Origin of the sequence: Halopseudomonas yangmingensis, assembly GCF_900114825.1 — a bacterium.
GTDB lineage: Bacteria > Pseudomonadota > Gammaproteobacteria > Pseudomonadales > Pseudomonadaceae > Halopseudomonas > Halopseudomonas yangmingensis.
Genome location: NZ_FOUI01000007.1, coordinates 83,885 through 104,397, shown reverse-complemented (window position 1 = coordinate 104,397; position 20,513 = coordinate 83,885). Strand labels below are relative to the sequence as shown.

15 protein-coding genes and 1 tRNA gene are annotated in these 20,513 nt (G+C 61.0%); 7 read left to right on the top strand and 9 right to left on the bottom strand.

What is annotated here, in order from left to right:
• Positions 1–259: 259 nt before the first annotated feature.
• Positions 260–697 (top strand): universal stress protein, encoded by a 438-nt coding sequence (locus tag BMZ23_RS08450; RefSeq protein ID WP_093475419.1) that lies wholly within the window; start codon positions 260–262, stop codon positions 695–697.
• 199 nt (positions 698–896) lie between these two features.
• Here the strand turns inward: BMZ23_RS08450 and uvrB are convergent, their stop codons facing one another.
• Positions 897–2,942, bottom strand: coding sequence for an excinuclease ABC subunit UvrB (gene uvrB, locus BMZ23_RS08445; RefSeq protein WP_093475545.1), 2,046 nt, complete (start codon positions 2,940–2,942; stop codon positions 897–899).
• A gap of 145 nt (positions 2,943–3,087) precedes the next feature.
• Here uvrB and BMZ23_RS08440 point away from each other — a divergent pair, with 145 nt between their 5' ends.
• A complete protein-coding gene (locus BMZ23_RS08440; protein WP_093475417.1) occupies positions 3,088–4,293 on the top strand; it encodes an amino acid aminotransferase in 1,206 nt (401 codons plus the stop codon).
• 92 nt (positions 4,294–4,385) lie between these two features.
• A tRNA-Asn gene (locus BMZ23_RS08435) sits at positions 4,386–4,461 on the top strand.
• Between the two features lie 188 nt (positions 4,462–4,649).
• On the opposite strand, the gene BMZ23_RS08430 is transcribed toward BMZ23_RS08435, so the two are convergent.
• Positions 4,650–4,970, bottom strand: coding sequence for a hypothetical protein (locus BMZ23_RS08430; protein ID WP_093475414.1), 321 nt, complete (start codon positions 4,968–4,970; stop codon positions 4,650–4,652).
• Positions 4,971–5,052: 82 nt separating this feature from the next.
• Here BMZ23_RS08430 and BMZ23_RS08425 point away from each other — a divergent pair, with 82 nt between their 5' ends.
• The 3 genes from BMZ23_RS08425 to BMZ23_RS08415 are packed head-to-tail and all read left to right on the top strand — an operon-like array spanning position 5,053 to position 7,376.
• Positions 5,053–5,940 carry a LysR family transcriptional regulator gene (locus tag BMZ23_RS08425; protein ID WP_093475542.1) on the top strand — a complete coding sequence of 296 codons (888 nt, stop codon included), beginning with the start codon at positions 5,053–5,055 and terminating at the stop codon, positions 5,938–5,940.
• A gap of 24 nt (positions 5,941–5,964) precedes the next feature.
• On the top strand, positions 5,965–6,771 hold the full coding sequence (locus BMZ23_RS08420) for an alpha/beta fold hydrolase (protein WP_093475411.1): 807 nt from the start codon (positions 5,965–5,967) through the stop codon (positions 6,769–6,771).
• Positions 6,772–6,800: 29 nt separating this feature from the next.
• Entirely contained in the window at positions 6,801–7,376 is a 576-nt protein-coding gene (locus BMZ23_RS08415; RefSeq protein WP_093475408.1) for a peptidylprolyl isomerase, read from the top strand.
• Positions 7,377–7,437: 61 nt separating this feature from the next.
• Here the strand turns inward: BMZ23_RS08415 and BMZ23_RS08410 are convergent, their stop codons facing one another.
• The 6 genes from BMZ23_RS08410 to fadD2 all read right to left on the bottom strand — a co-directional run bounded on the left by BMZ23_RS08410 (position 7,438) and on the right by fadD2 (position 18,572).
• Positions 7,438–8,151, bottom strand: a complete 714-nt coding sequence (locus BMZ23_RS08410; RefSeq protein WP_093475405.1) for a DUF2057 family protein — start codon at positions 8,149–8,151, stop codon at positions 7,438–7,440.
• A 157-nt stretch (positions 8,152–8,308) separates the two neighbouring features.
• On the bottom strand, positions 8,309–9,370 hold the full coding sequence (locus tag BMZ23_RS08405; protein WP_093475402.1) for a porin: 1,062 nt from the start codon (positions 9,368–9,370) through the stop codon (positions 8,309–8,311).
• 269 nt (positions 9,371–9,639) lie between these two features.
• Positions 9,640–10,761, bottom strand: coding sequence for a beta-ketoacyl-ACP synthase III (locus tag BMZ23_RS08400; protein WP_093475399.1), 1,122 nt, complete (start codon positions 10,759–10,761; stop codon positions 9,640–9,642).
• A 160-nt stretch (positions 10,762–10,921) separates the two neighbouring features.
• Positions 10,922–14,809, bottom strand: a complete 3,888-nt coding sequence (hrpA, locus tag BMZ23_RS08395; protein ID WP_093475396.1) for an ATP-dependent RNA helicase HrpA — start codon at positions 14,807–14,809, stop codon at positions 10,922–10,924.
• Between the two features lie 79 nt (positions 14,810–14,888).
• On the bottom strand, positions 14,889–16,577 hold the full coding sequence (gene fadD1 / locus BMZ23_RS08390) for a long-chain-fatty-acid--CoA ligase FadD1 (protein ID WP_093475393.1): 1,689 nt from the start codon (positions 16,575–16,577) through the stop codon (positions 14,889–14,891).
• 309 nt (positions 16,578–16,886) lie between these two features.
• Positions 16,887–18,572 (bottom strand): long-chain-fatty-acid--CoA ligase FadD2, encoded by a 1,686-nt coding sequence (gene fadD2, locus BMZ23_RS08385; RefSeq protein WP_093475390.1) that lies wholly within the window; start codon positions 18,570–18,572, stop codon positions 16,887–16,889.
• Positions 18,573–18,822: 250 nt separating this feature from the next.
• Between fadD2 and BMZ23_RS08380 the strand changes: the two genes are divergently transcribed.
• Complete coding sequence (locus BMZ23_RS08380; RefSeq protein WP_093475539.1) at positions 18,823–19,293, top strand: MaoC family dehydratase; 471 nt, start codon at positions 18,823–18,825, stop codon at positions 19,291–19,293.
• 33 nt (positions 19,294–19,326) lie between these two features.
• On the opposite strand, the gene BMZ23_RS08375 is transcribed toward BMZ23_RS08380, so the two are convergent.
• On the bottom strand, positions 19,327–20,505 hold the full coding sequence (locus BMZ23_RS08375) for a vWA domain-containing protein (RefSeq protein WP_093475387.1): 1,179 nt from the start codon (positions 20,503–20,505) through the stop codon (positions 19,327–19,329).
• Positions 20,506–20,513 lie beyond the last annotated feature (8 nt).

The window sequence follows — 20,513 nt, the reverse complement described above, 5'->3', positions numbered from 1 at the left end:
TAAAAATCAAATGTGATTAATATCAATGCATTGCAACCCAACCCTGACAGTACGCTTTAAATGGGTATTACCACGACTGGCAACCTCCAGCGCGCAGCATCAGCCCACCACGACAGGCAGAGGCGACACTATAGCGGCAAAACACGCCAGCCGCGCGCAAGCTGGCAAAAGCATCAGTGCTGCCCTAGTATCGGCACAGTAACCGGGCAACCGGCGAAATTCAGCACCATTAATAACAAGGCAACGCGGAGACGGGCCGATGCTATACAAACACCTGCTGGCTGCAGTGGATCTGATTGATGAATGCCGGGCCATCGCCGATCACGCCATGGCACTGGGCAAGGCCCTGGATGCCAAGGTCACCCTGCTGCATGTGGTCGAACCTCTGGCCATGGCCTACGGCGGCGATGTACCGATGGACCTGTCAACCCTGCAACAGCAGCAGTTCGAACAGGCCCGCGAACGCATGCAGGCATTTGCCGCCGACTACGCACTGCCGGCCGATCAGTTGCAGATCGCCTTTGGCCACCCGCGTCAGGAAATCCACCGGCTGTCGAAGGAACTGGACTGCGATCTGATCATGGTCGGCAGCCATGGCCGTCACGGCCTGGCCCTGCTGCTCGGCTCCACCGCCAACGACGTACTGCACGGCGCGCCCTGCGATGTGATTGCCGTGCGCCTGCGCAAGCCGGAGTAGCACTGATTCCACGCGGTAACCGGGCACGCGCGGCCTTGGGGAATCGCTGATCAACTGCACGGATATTCAGAGCGCGATGACCGATGACCTGTTCAGGACCGTCGATAGCCAGGGATGGCTAGCGGCGAGCCCCCAGGGATGGGTTTACGGCGTGTCCTGAACAGGTCATCGGTTGTCGCGCTGGCGCAGCAGCTGTTACCTAGACCGTCACCAACTGCTCACGCAACTGATGGATCTGGTCACGTACCTGTGCCGCTGACTCGAACTCCAGATCCCGCGCATGCCGGTACATCTGTTCCTCCAGCTGGGCAATGCGCTTGCTGATTTCGGCGGCCGAACGTGGTGTGGCGGCGTAATCGGCGCCCTCCTCGGCGGCCTTCAGCTTGCGTCGCTTGCCGCTGCGACTGCCCGGCACCACCGCCCCCTCAAGAATATCGGTAACACTCTTGGTTATCCCGCGCGGCACTATGCCGTGCGCTTCGTTAAACGCCAGCTGCTTGTTGCGCCGGCGCTCGGTCTCGTCGATCGCCCGCTGCATTGAGCCGGTCATGCGGTCGGCATACAGGATGGCCTTGCCGTGCAGGTTGCGCGCGGCGCGGCCAATGGTCTGGATCAGCGAGCGCTCGGAGCGCAGGAAGCCCTCCTTGTCAGCATCCAGAATCGCCACCAGCGACACCTCCGGCATATCCAGCCCCTCGCGCAACAGGTTGATACCAACCAGCACGTCGAACACCCCGGTGCGCAGATCGCGGATGATCTCGACCCGCTCCACCGTATCAATGTCCGAATGCAGATAGCGCACCCGCACGTCATGATCTGACAGGTAATCACTCAGATCCTCGGCCATGCGTTTGGTCAGGGTAGTGACCAACACCCGCTGCTCCTGCGCTACCCGCTGACGGATCTGTGACAGCAGGTCATCGACCTGGGTGGTCGCCGGACGCACCTCGATTTCCGGATCGACCAGCCCGGTGGGACGTACCACCTGTTCGACAATCCGCCCGGCATGCGCCTCCTCGTAGGGGCCGGGGGTGGCCGAGACGAAAATCGTCTGCGGCGAAATCGCCTCCCACTCGTCAAAGCGCATGGGCCGGTTGTCGAGGGCCGAAGGCAAACGGAAGCCGTACTCCACCAGGGTTTCCTTGCGTGAACGGTCGCCCTTGTACATGGCACCGATCTGCGGCACCGAAACATGCGACTCGTCAATCACCATCAGCGCGTTGGGCGGCAGGTAATCGAACAGGGTTGGCGGCGGCAGTCCCGGTTCGCGGCCGGACAGATAGCGCGAGTAGTTCTCGATGCCGTTGCAGTAGCCCAGTTCCAGAATCATCTCGATATCGAAGCGCGTGCGTTGCTCCAGCCGCTGCGCCTCCACCAGGCGGTTCTGCTCCTGCAGCACCTTGAGCCTGTCGGCCAGCTCCAGCTTGATCTGCTCGACCGCTTCCAGCAGGTTCTCACGCGGCGTCACGTAGTGGGACTTCGGGTACACGGTGGCACGCGGCACGCGACGAAGCACCTCGCCGGTCAGCGGATCGAAAAAGCAGATATTGTCAACGGTGTCGTCGAACAACTCGATACGGATGGCCTCCAGCTCGGATTCGGCGGGAAAAATATCGATCACGTCGCCGCGCACCCGGTAGGTGGCACGTGCCAGCTCCATGTCGTTACGGGTGTACTGCAGTTCGGCCAGGCGACGCAGCAGCTGGCGCTGATCCAGCTGATCACCCCGATCAACATGCAGCACCATGCGCAAGTAGGACTCCGGATCACCCAGGCCGTAGATGGCTGACACAGTAGCCACGATGATCGCATCCTGCCGCTCCATCAGCGCCTTGGTCGCCGACAGGCGCATCTGCTCGATATGGTCGTTGATCGAGGCGTCCTTCTCGATAAAGGTGTCCGACGACGGCACATAGGCTTCCGGCTGGTAGTAGTCGTAATAGGAAACGAAGTACTCCACCGCATTGTCCGGAAAGAACTCGCGGAATTCGCCATACAACTGCGCCGCCAGAGTCTTGTTCGGCGCCATGATGATGGTTGGCCGCTGCACCCGCTGAATCACGTTGGCAATGCTGAAGGTCTTACCCGAACCGGTCACCCCGAGCAGGGTCTGGTGCGACAGGCCGGCTTCCAGCCCTTCGACCAGCTGGGCAATCGCGGCCGGCTGGTCGCCGGCCGGCTGGAAACGGGTTTTCAGGGTGAACTGGCTCAAGGGGCGACTCCGGGTGCTGCGACGGGCGCCCATCATAGCATTTGCCACGGATGCTGGCCGAGCAGTACTCGCATGCCGGGGTTGCCTCTGTTTATAATGTCGCGCCCGATTTTACGCAGCCGGCAGTCCGGTTTCGGGCAGTGAACCCGATCATTCACCCGCTCAGAGTTTGCCCACCATGAGTCTTTTCTCCGCCGTAGAGCTTGCCCCCCGCGACCCCATCCTTGGTCTCAACGAGGCGTTCAATGCCGATACCCGGCCGAACAAGGTCAACCTGGGCGTGGGCGTGTACTACGACGAGGCCGGCAAGGTACCGCTGCTGAAGGCGGTAGCCGCCGCCGAGGAAGCACTGGTTGCCGAGCATGCGGCACGCACCTACCTGCCAATGGAGGGCATTGCCGCCTACGACGCGGCGGTACAACGCCTGCTGTTCGGCCAGGACTCGCCGCTGCTGGACTCCGGTCGACTGGTCACTGCGCAATCACTCGGCGGTACCGGCGCACTCAAGCTGGGTGCCGATTTCCTGCATCGCCAGCTCGGCAAGTCGCTGGTAGCCATCAGTGACCCCAGCTGGGAAAACCACAGGGCGCTGTTCGAGGCCGCCGGCTATGAAGTGGTCACCTACCCCTATTACGATCCGGCCACCCACGGGCTGAACCTCGACGGCATGCTCGCCGGCATCGAAGCCCTGCCCGAGGGCAGCGTGGTGCTGCTGCACGCCTGCTGCCACAACCCGACCGGGGTTGACCTGAGTCTGGCCGACTGGGCGCGGGTAATCGACGTGATCCAGCGGCGCCAGCATGTGCCCTTCCTCGACATCGCCTACCAGGGCTTTGGCGAGAACCTGCAGGACGATGCGGTGGCGGTGCGCCTGTTTGCCGAATCCGGTCTGCCGCTGCTGATCGCCAGCTCCTTCTCCAAGTCGTTCTCGCTGTATGGCGAGCGGGTTGGCGCGCTGACCATCCTCACCGGCGAGCGTGACGAGACAGCCCCGGTGCTGTCGCAGCTCAAGCGGGTGATCCGTACCAACTATTCCAACCCGCCGATCCATGGCGCCAAGGTGGTTGCCCGCGTTCTCAACGACGCGCACCTGTACGCCCTCTGGGAAGACGAGCTGGCCGGGATGCGCGTGCGTATCAAGGCCATGCGCCAGGCCATGGTCGAGCAGCTGCAGGCCGCCGGGGTCAGCCGGGACATGGGCTTTATCCAGCGCCAGCGCGGCATGTTCTCCTACTCCGGCCTTAGCGCCGATCAGGTGGCGCGTCTGGCCAGCGAGTACGGCATCTATGCGGTCAGCAGTGGCCGCATCTGTGTGGCGGCGCTGAATCAGGGCAATATTGCGGCAGTCACCACGGCCATTGCTGCGGTGCTGCGCGACGCCTGAAACGGGACCTGCCGAACCTTTGGCGAGGTTCGGCAAATTGCTGACAAGCCCTTGACTGGGCAGATTTTTTTGGTAAAGTGCGCTGCATCCGATCCGCGATAGCTCAGTCGGTAGAGCAAATGACTGTTAATCATTGGGTCCCTGGTTCGAGTCCAGGTCGCGGAGCCAACATGAAAACCCCGGTGCCTGCACCGGGGTTTTTGCTTTTCTGATCCCTGTCATTGTTTCGCCGTATCGACTGTGCAATGGTTGTCACTGCCCTTTTCAGTCAATCACGGGAGTGCAACCATGCAGGACTTGCAAGGCAAGGTCATCGCCATCATCGGTGTGGATGGCAGCTATTGCGCGCAAGCCATTCAGTCCGGCGGCTGACAATCAACATGCACCCGTACCCGGGTCACATGCCGCTGCAGCGCCTGATGCAGGATACGTTGTTCGCCCGGTTGCAGCAGCGTGCGCTGCTCCGGCGGGCGCTCCGGGCCGTTGACCCAGCGTATCCGGCAGCTGGCCGGAGCAGCCCCCTGATTGGCCAGCTCAAGGGTCACCAGATTGTCCTGGCTGCCGGTGCGCGCCAGCATCGCCAGCCCTTCGGCACGCAGCTCCAGGTCAATGGGAAACATCTGTGCCAGCGCCAGGCTGCTGCACAGCAGCAGCGGTATCGCCAATACCCTGTTCATATAGTCTCCTGTCCAGTGATGGACTGCAAAGATCACTTGGGTTACCTACAATAGGCCGATGTTCAAGGACATGCCATCCACCATGAAAGCACCCCGCGTTACCCTGGATCAATGGCGCACCCTGCAAGCCGTGGTCGACCACGGCGGTTTTGCCCAGGCCGCCGAGGCCCTGCATCGCTCGCAGTCTTCGGTCAGCTACACGGTGGGAAAAATGCAGGAGCAGCTGGGCATTGCCCTGCTGGAAATCGAAGGCCGCAAGGCGGTACTGACCGAGGCCGGCGAGGTACTGCTGCGCCGCTCACGCGAGCTGGTTAGCCGCGCCAGCCAGCTGGAGCAGTTCGCCCATACCCTGGATCAGGGCTGGGAAGCGGAAATCCGCCTGGTAGTGGATGCCGCCTACCCCACCGAACGGCTGGCCGCCGCGCTGCAGGCCTTTATGCCGCAAAGCCGTGGCTGCCGCGTACAGCTGCGCGAGGAGGTGCTCTCCGGCGTCGAGGAGCGCCTGATCGGCGGGCATGCCGATCTGGCGATTTCCGGCCTGAGCATTACCGGCTTTCTGCCGCAGCAGCTGAATACCGTGACCTTTATCGCAGTAGCCAACCCGCAACACCCGCTGCATCAGCTACAACGCCAGCCGGGTGTGCAGGATCTGGAGCAGCACCTGCAGGTGGTGATCCGCGATTCCGGCCAACGCCAGCCACGCGATACCGGTTGGCTCGGCGCCGAACAACGCTGGACGGTCACCAGCCTGTCCACTGCGGCACAGCTAGTGGCCAGCGGTCTGGGCTTCGCCTGGCTGCCACTGCAACAGGTCGAGCAACTGATCGCCAGCGGTCGACTGCTGCCACTGCCGCTGCCCGAGGGTGGCCGGCGCGAACATTCAATGTTTCTCTACAGTGCCCGCGACCGCCAACCCGGCCCGGCCACCCGCATACTGGCCGATCTGCTGATCAGCCATTCCAACGCCTGATGCAATGCTCCGGAGACCTTGCCGATGCCTGATCTGATGCTCAACGGCTGCCGCCTGCACTACACCGACCAGGGCCAGGGCCCGGCGGTACTGCTGATCCATGGTCTGGGTTCCAGCGGCCGCGACTGGGAACACCAGCTGCCCGCACTGCTCCCGCACTACCGCGTACTGACGCTGGATATGCGTGGTCATGGTGCCAGCGACAAGCCGCCACGCGGCTACAGCATCAAGGCCTTTGCCGAGGACTGCCGGGCCTTTATCGAGCAGATGCAACTGGAACGGCCGCATATAGTCGGTATATCGATGGGCGGGATGATCGCCTTCCAGCTGGCCACCGACCACCCGCAGATTCCCGGTAGCCTGACCATTATCAACAGCGGCCCCGAGCTGATCCCCCGTCGGCCAGCCGAATACGCCATGGTTGCCAAGCGGTTGTTCTTTGCCCATGTGCTGCCGCTGCCGACCGTCGCCCACGGGCTGGCCAGACTGTTACTGCCCAAACCCGAACAGGCAGAACTGCGCGCGATCTTCGAGCAACGCTGGAAGGAAAATGACCGGCGTGCCTACCTGGCCTCACTGCGCGCCCTGATTGGCTGGGGGGTGAGCAAGCGCCTGGATCGCATCAATTGTCCGGTACTGGTGGTCAGCGGTGACCGCGACTACACCCCGGTGGAGAAAAAGCGCGAATATGTCAGTCTGCTGGGCGATGCGCGGCTGGCGGTGGTCGAGGATTCCGGACACGCCACACCAGTCGATCAGCCCGAAGCCTTCAACCGCCTGCTGCTGGACTTTCTCGCCAGCTGCCGGCAACCTGCTGTCACTGAATCCTGAACACTGACCCATTCAACTGGAGACTGCCCATGCTCAAACCCCTGCTCGCCGGCCTCGCCCTGACTCTCGCCAGCCAGTACGCGCTGGCCGAAAATCCGCGGGTGATCCTCGCTACCTCGCTGGGTGACATCGAACTGGAACTCAATCAGGACAAGGCACCGATCAGTGTGGCCAACTTCCTGCGCTATGCTGATGCCGGTCACTACGACGGGCTGATCTTCCACCGGGTGATCCCCGGCTTCATGATTCAGGGCGGCGGTTTCACCCCAGACATGAAGCAGCGCGCAGTCGGTGAGCCGATCAAGAACGAGGCCGACAACGGCCTGCGCAATGACCGCTACACCGTTGCCATGGCCCGCACCAATGTGGTCGACAGTGCCACCAGCCAGTTCTTCATCAACGTCAACGACAACGACTTCCTCAACCATGGCGGTCGTGACTTCGGCTATGCCGTGTTCGGTCAGGTGGTCAACGGCCAGCAGGTGGTGGAAACCATTGCCAAGGTGTCGACCGGTCGCCAGGGCATGCACAGTGACGTACCGCGCAACCCGGTGGTCATCAATGCCGTGCGCCGTGCCACGCCGCAGGCTGACAACGCCGAATAAAAAAGGCCCCTCGCGGGGCCAGGAGCAGCACTGTCAGGCGCCCACAGGGGCGCCTTTGTGTTTATTGACCCTGTCCCGCAGCCCACTCAAGGAACGCTTTACGGCTGTCGCTGCCGAGCAGCAGCCAGATCTGCTGCAGTGTGGTAAAGGTGGCATCATTGTGCGGCAGGGTTTGCGCAGCCATCTGCGAGGCAGCAGGCATGGCTGAAGCAGAAGCAACCGACGGAGCTACCTGACTGCCCAGCGGCGCAATCGAGCTGTCAGCAGTCACTGCGGTGCCGCCAGTGCCAAGCAATTGCCCGAGCATCGACACATAGGCCGGACCCGGCTCAGTCGGCACGCGCTCACCACTGCGCGCATTCACCGCCCAACCGGCAAACTGGTTGCGCAGTTCACGGGCTTCAGTCACATTGCGCGGCGCATCAAACTCCAGGCGCCAGGTTTCACCGGCCCGTCCGTCAATCTTGAACGTGGCACTGCGACTGCGCACCACCTCGCTGCTCAGCCCGCCAGCAATATCGTAGACATTCTCGTAATAGGCATTCACCCGGTATTCACCTGGCTGCAGGTGCAGCTGGCGAGTACTGTTGCCGATCATGCTGTTGGCCGCCGGTGCCGGCTGGCCGTTGATGTTGAGCACCTCGAGGGTGTTGGGCATTTCCACCACCAGCAACTGCGAGGGTGACAGTTCGGCACCACTGTAGAGTTTGACCGGTGCCGGCTGGGCACAGGCAGACAACAGGGCTACAGCAGCAAGACAGATGACTAGGCGCATGGCGACTCCGAGCAGTATGGAGGTAACAGGTAACAACCCGGCCATCAGTGGATGACCGCTGGAAGACAAGGCTAGGACGATTGCATTGCACTTTGATGACAAAGCCGGACTGTTCTAGAGAACAGTCCGGCCTTGCTTGCTGCTGATCTGCGGCGGATCAGAAGTCGTAACGCAGACCTACGCTGAGACCACTGGCCTTCTCGCCGAAGGCACCGCCCGGGGTAGCCGAACGGGCCTGGGTCCAGGGCGTCAGACGTGCGTTGTCATCGTTGTCGACCACCGCGTAGTTGGCATACACACGCACAGCCTTGTCCAGCTTGTGCTCGACGCCCACCACCCACATGTCGCTATCGTAATTGTCGGCATCGGCATCGCGGGTCATCCACATGGCCTTCAGGGCAGTATTGGCACCGACCTTGAACTCGCCACCCAGACCGTAGGTGTCGGAGGTCAGCTGATCACGCACTGCATCGGTAACGGCAGCATTCTTGTAATCAACCGTCTGGTAGAAGGCCACCGCCTTGAACGCATCAGTCACCTTGTAGCCCGCAGCAAAACGGATACCGTCACGCTCGCCACGACCGGTATCTTCCTCAGCCTTCTCATAGGCCAGAGCGGCTTCCAGCGCCGACCCGGCGTAGTTCAGCGACAGGCTCAGGGTGTCGGTATCCAGGTCCTCGCCAGCCACGGTGGTTTCATGTACCGAATAGCCCAGCTTGCCGGAGAAGCCGTTGATGCTCGGCGTGGTGTATTCGATGGTGTTGTCATAACGCTCGTCGAAGCGCGCATTGCCAACACGGGTCAGGTTGCGCATGTCACCCAGCTGGTCACCGAACAGGTTGGCCGGGCCGCGGGCAGCCTTGAACGGACTGTCGAAACGGCCCATCTGCACCGAGCCGAAACCACCTTTCAGGCCGACAAAGGTGTCGCGGGTGGCAAAGTTGGTGCTGCTGGAGTCGGATTCACCCGAGGAAAAGTTGATCTGCTGCTCGATCTGGAAGAATGCAGTCAGATTCGGGTTGATTTCATGGCTGCCCTTGAAACCCAGACGGGAAGAGTTGCTGGACAGGTTGGTTTCGGAGTAATCGGCACCGTCATCCAGAAAATCCACGGAAACATGGGCACGGCCATAGATGCTCACGTCAGCCATGGCGACAGCGGGGATGGCTGCAGCCAGGGCAGTCAGGGCAAATCCGGCGAAATGCTTGTGCAGTGTCATTGAGTCTTCCCTCAGTTTTGGTTATGCGTTGACAGTGGTGCAACACGTTGACGCTGGCGGAGGTGCCAGCCCGGTGTTGAGGGAATCTTGTCAGCGGGTCATTTCAGCTCGGTTGCAGGCTGATGAAGGTTTGATGACAGGGGAACTTTTACGAATTTACCGAAACCTGCATGCCAGAAGGTCTCGCGCCATACAACAAATTGACATCAGAAACAGCAGAAACAACAACGCCCGGACTGGCCGGGCGTTGTGTCAGATCAAGCCGCATCTCAGCGCTTGCGTACCAGCACACTGCCGATCGAGTAGCCGGCACCGAAGGAGCAGATCACCCCGAGGCTGCCGGACGGCAGGTCGTCCTGGTGCTTGTGGAAGGCAATGATCGAGCCGGCCGAACTGGTGTTGGCATACTGGTCCAGCACCACTGGTGCCTCATCGGCGGTCGGGTCACGGCCAAACAGCTTGCGCGCAATCAGCATGTTCATGTTCAGGTTGGCCTGGTGCAGCCAGAAACGCCGCACCTCGGGTACCGGCAACTGGTGTTCCTGCAGGTGCGCGCCAATCAGTTCGGCAACCATAGGGCAGACATCCTTGAACACCTTGCGGCCCTGCTGCACAAACAGCTTGTCCGGTGCGCCCACCCCGCTGGGATCGCAACGATTAAGGAAGCCGAAGTTGTTGCGGATATTGTTGGAGAACTTGGTCAACAGCTTGGTGCCGACAATATCGAACTGGTATTTGGACACCGCCAGGTCGGCGCGCTCAACAATCACGGCGGTGCAGGCATCGCCAAAGATAAAGTGGCTGTCGCGGTCACGGAAGTTCATGTGGCCAGTGCAGATTTCCGGGTTGACCATCAGCACCGCCCGGGCCTGGCCCAGCTGCACGCTGTTGGCGGCCACCTGAATGCCGAAGGTAGCCGAGGAGCAGGCCACGTTCATGTCGAAACCAAAGCCCTCGATACCCAGCGCCTCCTGCACTTCCACGGCAATCGCCGGGTAGGCGCGCTGCAGGTTGGAGCAGGCCACGATCACCCCGTCGATATCCGCCGCCGTACGCCCGGCGCGCTGCAGCGCCTCGGTAGCGGCCTTCACTGCCATCTCGCAAAATACCGACCACTCGTCGTTGCTGCGCTCGGGGATATCCGGAACCATGCGCTGAATGTCGAGGATGCCGCTCTTGTTCACCACGAAACGGCTCTTGATGCCGGAGGCCTTTTCGATAAATTCGGTGCTGGAGGGCGCCAGCGCTTCAATCTCACCGGCGGCGATGGCGTCGGCATTCTCACGATTGTGCGCCTCGACAAAGGCATTGAAGCTTTCCACCAGTTCTTCATTGCTGATGCTGTTGGGTGGTGTATAGAGGCCGGTACCACTGATCACGACGTTGTGCACGTTCGATCCCCTGCTGTCTGTTGGATATGGGCGCCGGCCCTGCCGGCAACCGGATGCATCGGGCAATACCCGTGAGACGACCGCAGAGGCGGCCGGTCACATGCACGCACAGGTTTCATAGGGCTGTCATCATACCGCCACGCACCAACATGCGCCACGCTCAGCCAGCCATCTCCTGCCAGAGTTTGCCCAGCCGCTTGGCCGACACCGGCATCCGCGTACCCAGTTGCTGGGCAAACAGTGACACCCGGTATTCCTCAAGCATCCAGCGCCATTCCTCCAGGCGCGGATCAACCCGCCCCTCCTGCTGCATACGCCGGGCACGGTCGCGGTACTGGCGGCTCAACTGCTGCAGCTCGTCGGTCCAGACCCGGTCACGCTGCAACTGACCGGACAGCTTGTCCAGCCGCTGTTCAAGCGCCGACAGATAACGTGGATACTGGGCCAGCCATTGCCCCGGCACCTGCCGCACAAAGCCCTTGAACACCAGCCCGACCAGTTGTTCGCGCACATCATTTAGCGCCAGTGCCCAGCTCAGGTCAATTCGTCCTTTCAGACGCTTCTGCAGCGCATGCCAGGCCTTGAGGATCGCCAGCACCTCGGCGGCCAGGCGCTCGGCCACCGCCACCCAGTCACCGCGACCGGCCTCGATGCAGGCGGTCAGGGTCTGCGGATCACGCGGCAGATCGGCTGAAGCCAGAAAGGCGCGATCGATGGCGGCCAGCAGCAGGTCATCCAGCAACTCTGCCTGACTGCCAAACTCACGGTAGTAAATGGCCGCATCGCGGATCGCCGGAAGTTTCTGCCGCAAATAGCGCGCCTGTTCATTCAGCCGTTGCAGGATCAGCCGCTGCACCCCCTGACGGTGGGCTTGCAGGGCCTGGGCCGGGGTATCAAACAACTGCTCAACCACCGCCTCGCCCTGCTCCACCCAGGCCGGCCAGAAGTTCACCGCGATCCCGGCCTGCTGGCGGGTTACCTGTTCGTCCAGCGCATAGTCGCCGGGCACGCCGGCAGCGGCCTGCGGCTCAACTGTCAAGCTGGCTGCCGCCGGTAGCGGGCGCCCGGCCATCTCGGCACACAGCGCCGCATGATCACGCCCGGCGGTAATCACCTTGCCCTCGGCATCCAGCACCTCAATGCGCATCAGCAGGTGCGGCTCCAGTTCGACATCGGCCCAGGCCTCGTCGGCAATCCGCACCCCGGTCATGCGCAACAACTCGCGACCAAGCGTCTCGGTCAGACTGCCCTGGGCAAAGGGCATGCGCTCCAGCGCGGCACGCACAAAGTCCGGCACCGGCACGAAGTTCTTGCGCAGCGCCTTGGGCAGGCCACGCACCAGTGCCACGCACTTGTCGAACAACAGACCCGGCACCAGCCAGTCCAGCCGCTCGACAGGCAACTGGCGCAGCAGCGCCGCCGGCACCCGCAGGGTCACGCCATCCGCCGGGTGATTCGGCTCGAAGTGGTAACTGAGCGGCAGCGCCACCTGCTGCCAGCGCCACAGATCCGGATACTGCTCGCCGGTCACCTCCCCGGCGTCGCGTTGCAGCAGATCTTCGCGGGTCATATGCAACAAGGCCGGCTGACTCTGGCTGGCCTTTTTCAGCCAGCGCTCGAAGCTGGCCAGCTGATAGATGTCCGCCGGAATCCGCGCATCGAAATAGCGGAACAGCGTCTCGTCATCCACCAGAATGTCGCGGCGGCGGGCCTTGGCCTCGAGCTCATCCAGCTCGGCCAGCAGTTTCCGGTTGGCCTGATTGAAGGCTGCCCGGCCATGCCATTCGCCATCCACCAGTGCCCGGCGAATGAAAATTTCGCGCGCCGCCGGCGGATCGATCGGGCCGAAATGTACCTTCCGCTTCGGCACCACGATCAGCCCGTACAGGCTGACCTGTTCAAAGGCCACCACCTGACCACGCTTCTTCTCCCAGTGCGGCTCGCTGTGGCTGGTCTTGACCAGATGTGCGGCCAGCGGCTCGACCCACTGCGGGTCGATCTTCGCCGCCAGCCGTCCGTAAAGCCGACGGGTTTCGGTGAGTTCGGCGACCATCACCCACGGCGGGCGCTTCTTCGCCAGCGCCGAGGATGGATGCAGCATAAAGCGCCGCTGCCGCGCACCCATGTAGTCCCCTTCCTCGGTCTTGTTGCCGACCTGGCTGAGCAGGCCGGCCAGCAGGGCCTGGTGCAGCGCATCGTAGCCCGCCGGCTCGCGGTTGATCTGTAACCCCAGATCACGGCAGGTCAGCAGCAACTGGCGGTGGGTTTCACGCCACTCGCGCAGCCGCAGGTAATTCAGGAACTGACGCCGGCACCAGCTGCGCAGCTGGCCCTGCGTCAGCGCCTGACGCTGCTCCTCAAAGCCGCGCCAGAGGTTGATAAAGGCAGCGAAATCCGAGCTGTCATCCTTCCATTGCGCATGTGCCTGATCGGCGGCCTGCTGGCGCTCCACCGGACGTTCGCGAGGATCCTGCACCGCCAGCGCGCTGGCGATGATCAGCACCTCATCCAGACTGTTCAGCCGGCTGGCCTCGATCAGCATGCGACCGATACGCGGATCCACCGGCAGGCGCGCCAGCTGACGACCGATCTCGCTGATCTGTCCGGCGCGGTCCACCGCCCCGAGTTCCTGCAGCAGGGTGAAACCATCGCTGATCGCCCGACCATCCGGCGGCTCGATAAACGGGAAATCCTCGATACGCCCAAGGCGCAGGTGCAGCATCTGCAGGATCACTGCGGCGAGGTTGGTGCGCAGTATCTCCGGGTCGGTAAAGGCCGGCCGCGCGTTGAAATCCTCCTCGGTATACAGGCGCACGCAGATGCCCGCTGCGACCCGGCCGCAACGCCCCTTGCGCTGGTTGGCACTGGCCTGGGATACCGCCTCGACCGGCAGCCGCTGCACCTTGGAGCGCGGACTGTAGCGGCTGATACGCGCCTCGCCGGGATCAATCACATAGGCAATCCCGGGTACCGTCAGCGAGGTTTCCGCGACGTTGGTCGCCAGCACCACCCGGCGCCCGGCATGCGGGGCAAAAATCTTCTGCTGCTCACTGACCGACAGCCGCGCATACAGCGGCAGAATTTCGGTGTGTTTCAGGTTGGCCTTGCGCAGATATTCTGCGGTATCGCGGATCTCGCGTTCACCGGGCAGGAACACCAGCGCATCTCCCGGCCCCTTGCCGGCGGCACGCTCATGCTGCTCCAGCTCGCGCAACGCAGCCACTATGCCCTGATCAATCGACAGGTCTTCCTCGACCCGGTTGCCCTCCTCGTCCAGCTCGGCACCCAGTGGCCGGTACCAGACATCCACCGGATAGGTACGCCCGGACACCTCGATAATCGGCGCATCGTTGAAGTGTGCGGAAAAGCGCTCCAGATCAATGGTCGCCGAAGTAATGATCAGCTTCAGGTCCGGGCGCTTGTCGAGGATGGTATTCAGGTAACCCAGCAGGAAGTCGATATTCAGACTGCGCTCGTGGGCCTCGTCGATGATCAGGGTGTCGTAGCGCTCAAGGAAACGGTCATGCTGGGTTTCGGCCAGCAGGATGCCGTCGGTCATCAGCTTGACCAGGGTGTTTTCGTTGCTCTGGTCGGTAAAGCGCACCTGGTAGCCGACCAGCTCGCCCAGACTGCTGCCCAGCTCCTCGGCCACCCGGCTGGCAACGCTGCGTGCCGCCAGCCGGCGCGGCTGGGTATGACCAATCAGGCCATGCGCACCGCGCCCCAGCTCCAGACAGATCTTCGGCAACTGGGTGGTCTTGCCCGAGCCGGTTTCACCGGCGATCACCACCACCTGGTGTTCGGCAATCGCCTTGCGTATTTCCTCGCGCCGCGCGGCAATCGGCAGATTATCGTCATAACGGATCGACGGCACGCTGGCCCGGCGCTGTGTCACCCGTGCTGCGGAGCGCTGGAAGCGCTGCAACCACTGCTCCAGCTTTTGCGCATCCGGCTGTTGGCCGAGTTGCTGCAACTGGCGGCGCAAGCGATGACGGTCAGCGGCCATCGCCTGATCAAGATTACTGGCAAGTTGCCGCAGATCGCCCATGCATTATCCATCCACAATGAAAACACCCCGCCCGGGTTGCCCGGGCGGGGTGCATTGTCGCAGAAAAGCCTGTGCCGTGTTACTTGGCTGCCAGCTTCTTCAACTCCTCGTCGCGCAGCTCGCGGCGCAGGATCTTGCCGACGTTGGTGGTCGGCAGCGCCTCGCGAAACTCAACATAACGCGGCACCTTGTAGCCGGTCAGGTTGCTGCGCATGTGCTCCTTGACTTGCTCGGTGCTCAGTTCGCTGCCTGGAGCCTTGACCAGGAACACCTTGATCGCCTCGCCGGACTTCTCGTCCGGCACACCGATGGCAGCGCACTGCAGCACGCCCCGCAGGGTCGCCATCACGTCTTCCAGCTCGTTCGGGTAGACGTTGAAGCCGGACACCAGAATCATGTCCTTCTTGCGGTCAACAATGCGCAGGTAACCGTCTTCCTGAATCACCGCAATATCACCGGTACGCAGCCAGCCCTCGGCATCAAGGATTTCGTCGGTGGCCTCCTGGCGCTGCCAGTAGCCCTTCATGATCTGCGGACCCTTGACACATAGCTCACCACGCTCGCCAAGCGGCAACTCATTACCGTCGTCGTCGATCACCTTGCACAAGGTTGAAGATACCGGAATGCCGATGGTGCCCAGCTGGATGTTGTCAATCGGATTCACCGTGGCCAGCGGGCTGGTTTCGGTCATGCCGTAACCTTCACAGATCTTGCAGCCGGTAACCTGTTCCCAGCGCTCGGCGGTAGCCAGCTGCAGGGCCATGCCGCCAGACAGGGTGACCTTGAAGTTGCTGAAGTCCAGCTTGTGGAATTCGGCATCGTTGCACAGGGCGACAAACAGGGTGTTCAGCCCGACAAAACCGGTGAAGCGATAGTTGCCCAGTTCTTTGACGAAGGCCGGAATGTCACGTGGATTGGTAATCAGAATGTTGTGGTTACCGCTGATCATCATCGCCATGCAATGGAAGGTGAAGGCATAGATGTGATAGAGAGGCAGCGGGCAGATCAGCACCTCCTCACCATCCTTGATGTTGTTGCCCATCATTGCCTTGGCCTGCAGCATATTGGAGACCAGATTGCGGTGGGTCAGCATGGCACCCTTGGCCACACCGGTAGTGCCGCCGGTGTATTGCAGTACGGCGATATCTTCGCTGACCGGGTTGGCTTCCTGCAGCGACAGACCTTTGCCCTTGGCCATGGCATCGTTGAACTTGACCATGCCGGGGATGTTGTAGGCCGGCACCATCTTCTTCACATGCTTGACCACAGTATTGACCAGCAGACGCTTGAGCGGCGGCAGCATGTCGCCGACTTCAGTAACGATCACCTGCTTGACGCCGGTTTTCGGCACTACGTCCTGGGCCAGGTGGGCCATGTTGGCCAGACACACCAGCGCCTTGGCGCCGGAATCATTGAACTGGTGTTCCATTTCCCGGGCGGTGTACAGCGGGTTGGTGTTGACCACCACATAGCCGGCACGCATGGCACCGAAAACCACGATCGGGTACTGCAGGACGTTGGGCATCTGCACCGCAATGCGGTCACCCGGTTGCAGGCCGGAGTGTTTCTGCAGGTAGGCGGCGAACTGGCCGGACAGGGTATAGAGTTCAGCGTAGGTAAGGGTTTTGCCCATATTGCTGAAGGCCGGCTTGCTGGCGAATTTTTTGCAGGATTCGCGCAGTACCGCGAGGATGTTGGGGTACTGGTCCGGATTGATTTCCGTGGGTACGCCGGCCGGATACTTGTCCTTCCAGAAATTCTCTTGCATAGATGCCCGCTCCTGAACGCTTGGGGCGGCCACATGCACGGTGACCGCCTTGTGTCTTCTGCGATTGTTATATGGCGACGAGCAGTGACCACCTGAAGGGCGGACCTGCATGCTTGGTGGGGCTGCAGGCTTGAGTCGAGCTGCCGGTCAATTCTTCCGACACTGACCGTGAACGAACGGTACATTAAAGTCGAAAAGTGGCCGAAGACTAGCAGTTTTTACCAAGCCCGACCAGCATTTGCCCACGCAAAAGCCCTGCCTCCCTTTCAGGCGGCAGGGCTTTTTGACGGCAGTCAAATCAGCAGAAAATTACTTGTCGCGGAGCTCCCGACGCAGGATCTTGCCCACAGGCGTCATTGGCAGTGATTCACGAATTTCGAAGTGTCTGGGCACCTTGTAACCGGTAAAGTTCTCACGGCAATAGGCCTTGATCTCCTCGATGGTCAGGTCAGGGGAGCTCGGCACCACAAACAGCTTGACCGCCTCACCGGATTTTTCGTCCGGCACGCCAATGGCAGCAGCATTGGCCACCTTGGGATGGGCAGAGACCACATCCTCGATCTCGTTGGGATAGACATTGAAACCAGACACAATGATCAGATCCTTGATACGGTCAACGATACTGACAAAACCGTCATTGTCGATGATTGCCACATCACCGGTTTTCAGCCAGCCCTCTGCATCCAGCACCTCGGCAGTAGCATCCGGACGCTGCCAGTAGCCTTTCATCACCTGCGGCCCCTTGACACACAGCTCTCCACGCTCGCCCAAAGGCAATTCGTTACCCTGATCGTCAATTACTTTCAGGGACGTGCCAACAACCGCCAGACCAACCGTACCAATACGTGACAGGCCATCGCCCGGACTTGCTGAAACCACTGGAGAGCACTCGGTCAGCCCGTAGCCTTCGCCAATCTTGCAGCCGGTCTTTTCCTGCCAGCGTTCGGCGGTGGCCTTGACCAGAGCAGTACCACCGGAGTTGGTCGACTTCAGTTTTGAGAAGTCGATATCGGCAAATTCGGGATGCTCCATCAAGGCTACAAACAGGGTATTCAGGCCAACAATCGAGGAAAACCGCCACTTTTTCAGCTCACGGACAAAGCCGGGAATGTCGCGGGGATTGGTAATCAATACATTGTGATGGCCGGCCACCATCATGCACATGCAGTTAACGGTAAAGGCATAGATGTGATACAGCGGCAGCGGAGCAATCACCACTTCCCCCGCTTCATCCATGATCTTCTTGCCATCCTTGTCGACCTGTTGCAGGTTCGCGTACACCTGCAGCATGTTGGCGGTCAGGTTGCCATGGGTCAGCATGGCGCCCTTGGCCACACCAGTGGTGCCTCCGGTGTATTGCAGCACAGCGATATCATCCAGGGTACGGGTGACCGGCTTGACTGCCCCGCCCTGCCCCTTGGACAGAGCGGCACGAAACGATACCGCACCCGGCAACTGGTACGAAGGCACCATCTTCTTGACCTTCTTTACCACCGTATTGATCAGGAATCCTTTCAGCGGAGACAGCATGTCACCCATGCGCACTTCGAACAGATACTTGATCTCGGTATCCGGCAGCACTTCCTGAACCAGATGACCGAACATATTCATGAACACCAGGGCTTTGGCGCCGGAATCCTTGAACTGGTGGCGCATTTCACGAGCGGTGTACAGCGGGTTGGTGTTGACCACTACCAGACCGGCACGAAGAGCACCGAATACGGCAATCGGAAATTGCAGGACGTTGGGCATCTGCACGGCGATACGATCGCCCGGTTGCAGGTCGGTATGATTCTGCAGGTAATGGGCAAAGGCTGCGGAGTGTTTCTCAAGCTCACCGTAGGTCAGGGTCTTGCCAAGATTGGTGAAAGCCGGCCGGTCGGCAAACTTGCGACAGGACTTCTCAAATACTTCGATGATTGATGAGTACTGATTGAAATCAACTTCGCTCGGCACGCCTGCCGGACGCTTGTCGTTCCAGAAAGTTGCATCCATTATTGTTATCCCCTTCCCCGTGGTCTGTCTTTGGTGTAATTGTTCAACGGTCAGAGCAGTCAAACCGAAACCCGGGCGATTGGAGACCCGGCGTTCAGTCGCCATAGCTGTTGCACAAAACTAACAGCAACCCGCTACAAACTCAAAGCATGCAAAACACGCATTTGTTACATGAATGCACAGTATCAACTGAATGATTCGCCTGCGCGAAGCCCGCGCCCAGCAATCACAAAATGCCATAGGAATAAAGATGTCACGCCTTGAGAACCATACCTACGACGAACTCGAATGCGGCCAGCAGGCCAACATCCAGCACAGTGTCAGCGAGCAGGACCTGCAGCTGTTTGCTGCTGTCTCCGGTGACGTCAATCCGGTACATCTGGATGAAGCCTTCGCCGCCGCCACTCCGTTCAAGGGGCGTATTGCCCACGGTATGTTTTCCGGCGCGCTGATCTCCGCTGCGATTGCCTGTGAGCTGCCAGGGCCGGGCACCATCTATATCGGACAGGAGCTGAGTTTCCTGCGCCCGGTCAGGCTCGGCGACAGCCTGCGGGTGGAGTTGGAAATTCTGGAAAAGCTGCCGAAGAACCGGGTGAAGATCGCCACCCGGGTATTCAATCAGGACAACAAGCAGGTAGTTGATGGCTTTGCAACGGTAATGGCACCCAGCGAAAAGGTCAGCATCGCGCGCCCGGCCCGGCCGCAGGCAAGGGTTGACTGAGACCGGCAGCGCAGCGGCAAACGCCGCTGCGCATCACTTGCTCAGGTAACGCATCCCGTCTTCCAGCCCCTGCAGTGTCAGCGGATACATCTTGTCTTCCACCAGCTCACGGATCATGCGGGTGGACGAGGTGTATTCCCAGGCATCCTTCGGGTAGGGATTGATCCAGATGACCTTTTTGTACTTGTCGATAAAACGGCGCAGCCAGACCGCCCCGGCCTCCTCGTTCCAGTGTTCGACGCTGCCGCCCGGCTGGGTGACCTCATAGGGCGCCATGGCCGCATCACCGACAAAGATCACCTTGTAGTCCGGCCCGTACTTGTGCAGCAGGTCGATGGTCGGCGTGCGCTCGCTGGTGCGGCGCATGTTGTTCTTCCATACCGACTCGTACACGCAGTTGTGGAAATAGAAATATTCCAGGTGCTTGAACTCGGTGCGGCAGGCAGAAAACAGTTCCTCGCAGACCTTGATGTGCGCATCCATTGAGCCACCGATATCGAACAGCAGCAGCAGCTTGACCGCATTGCGCCGCTCCGGACGCATCTGAATGTTCAGCAACCCGGCATCCCGGGCGGTATGGTCGATGGTGCCGTCGATATCGAACTCGTCGGGCGAGCCGGTGCGGGCAAACTTGCGCAGCCGACGCAGCGCTACCTTGATGTTGCGCGTGCCCAGCTCCACCTGGTCATCGAGGTTCTTGTACTCGCGCTGATCCCAGACCTTGACTGCCTTGCCCTGGCGCTGCCCGGCATTGCCAACGCGGATACCTTCGGGGTTGTAGCCGCCCGAACCAAACGGACTGGTACCGCCGGTGCCAATCCACTTGCTGCCGCCCTGATGGCGTTCCTTCTGTTCATCAAGGCGCTTCTTGAACTCCTCGATCAGCTTGTCCAGCCCGCCGAGGGACTGAATCTTGGCGCGCTCCTCATCGGTCAGCGAACGCTCGAATTCCTTGCGCAGCCAATCCTCGGGAATCAGTGCCTCAAGCAACTGATCCAGATTCTCCAGCCCCTTGAAGAAGGCGCCGAAGGCACGGTCGAACTTGTCGAAGTGGCGCTCGTCCTTGACCATCACGGTGCGCGCCAGATAGTAGAACTCGTCCATATCGGCAAACACCACGTGGTGCTTCAGCGCATTGATCAGGTCGAGCAGCTCGCGCACTGACACCGGCACCTTGGCCGCACGCATTTCATTGAACAGGCCCAGCAACATCGGGCACC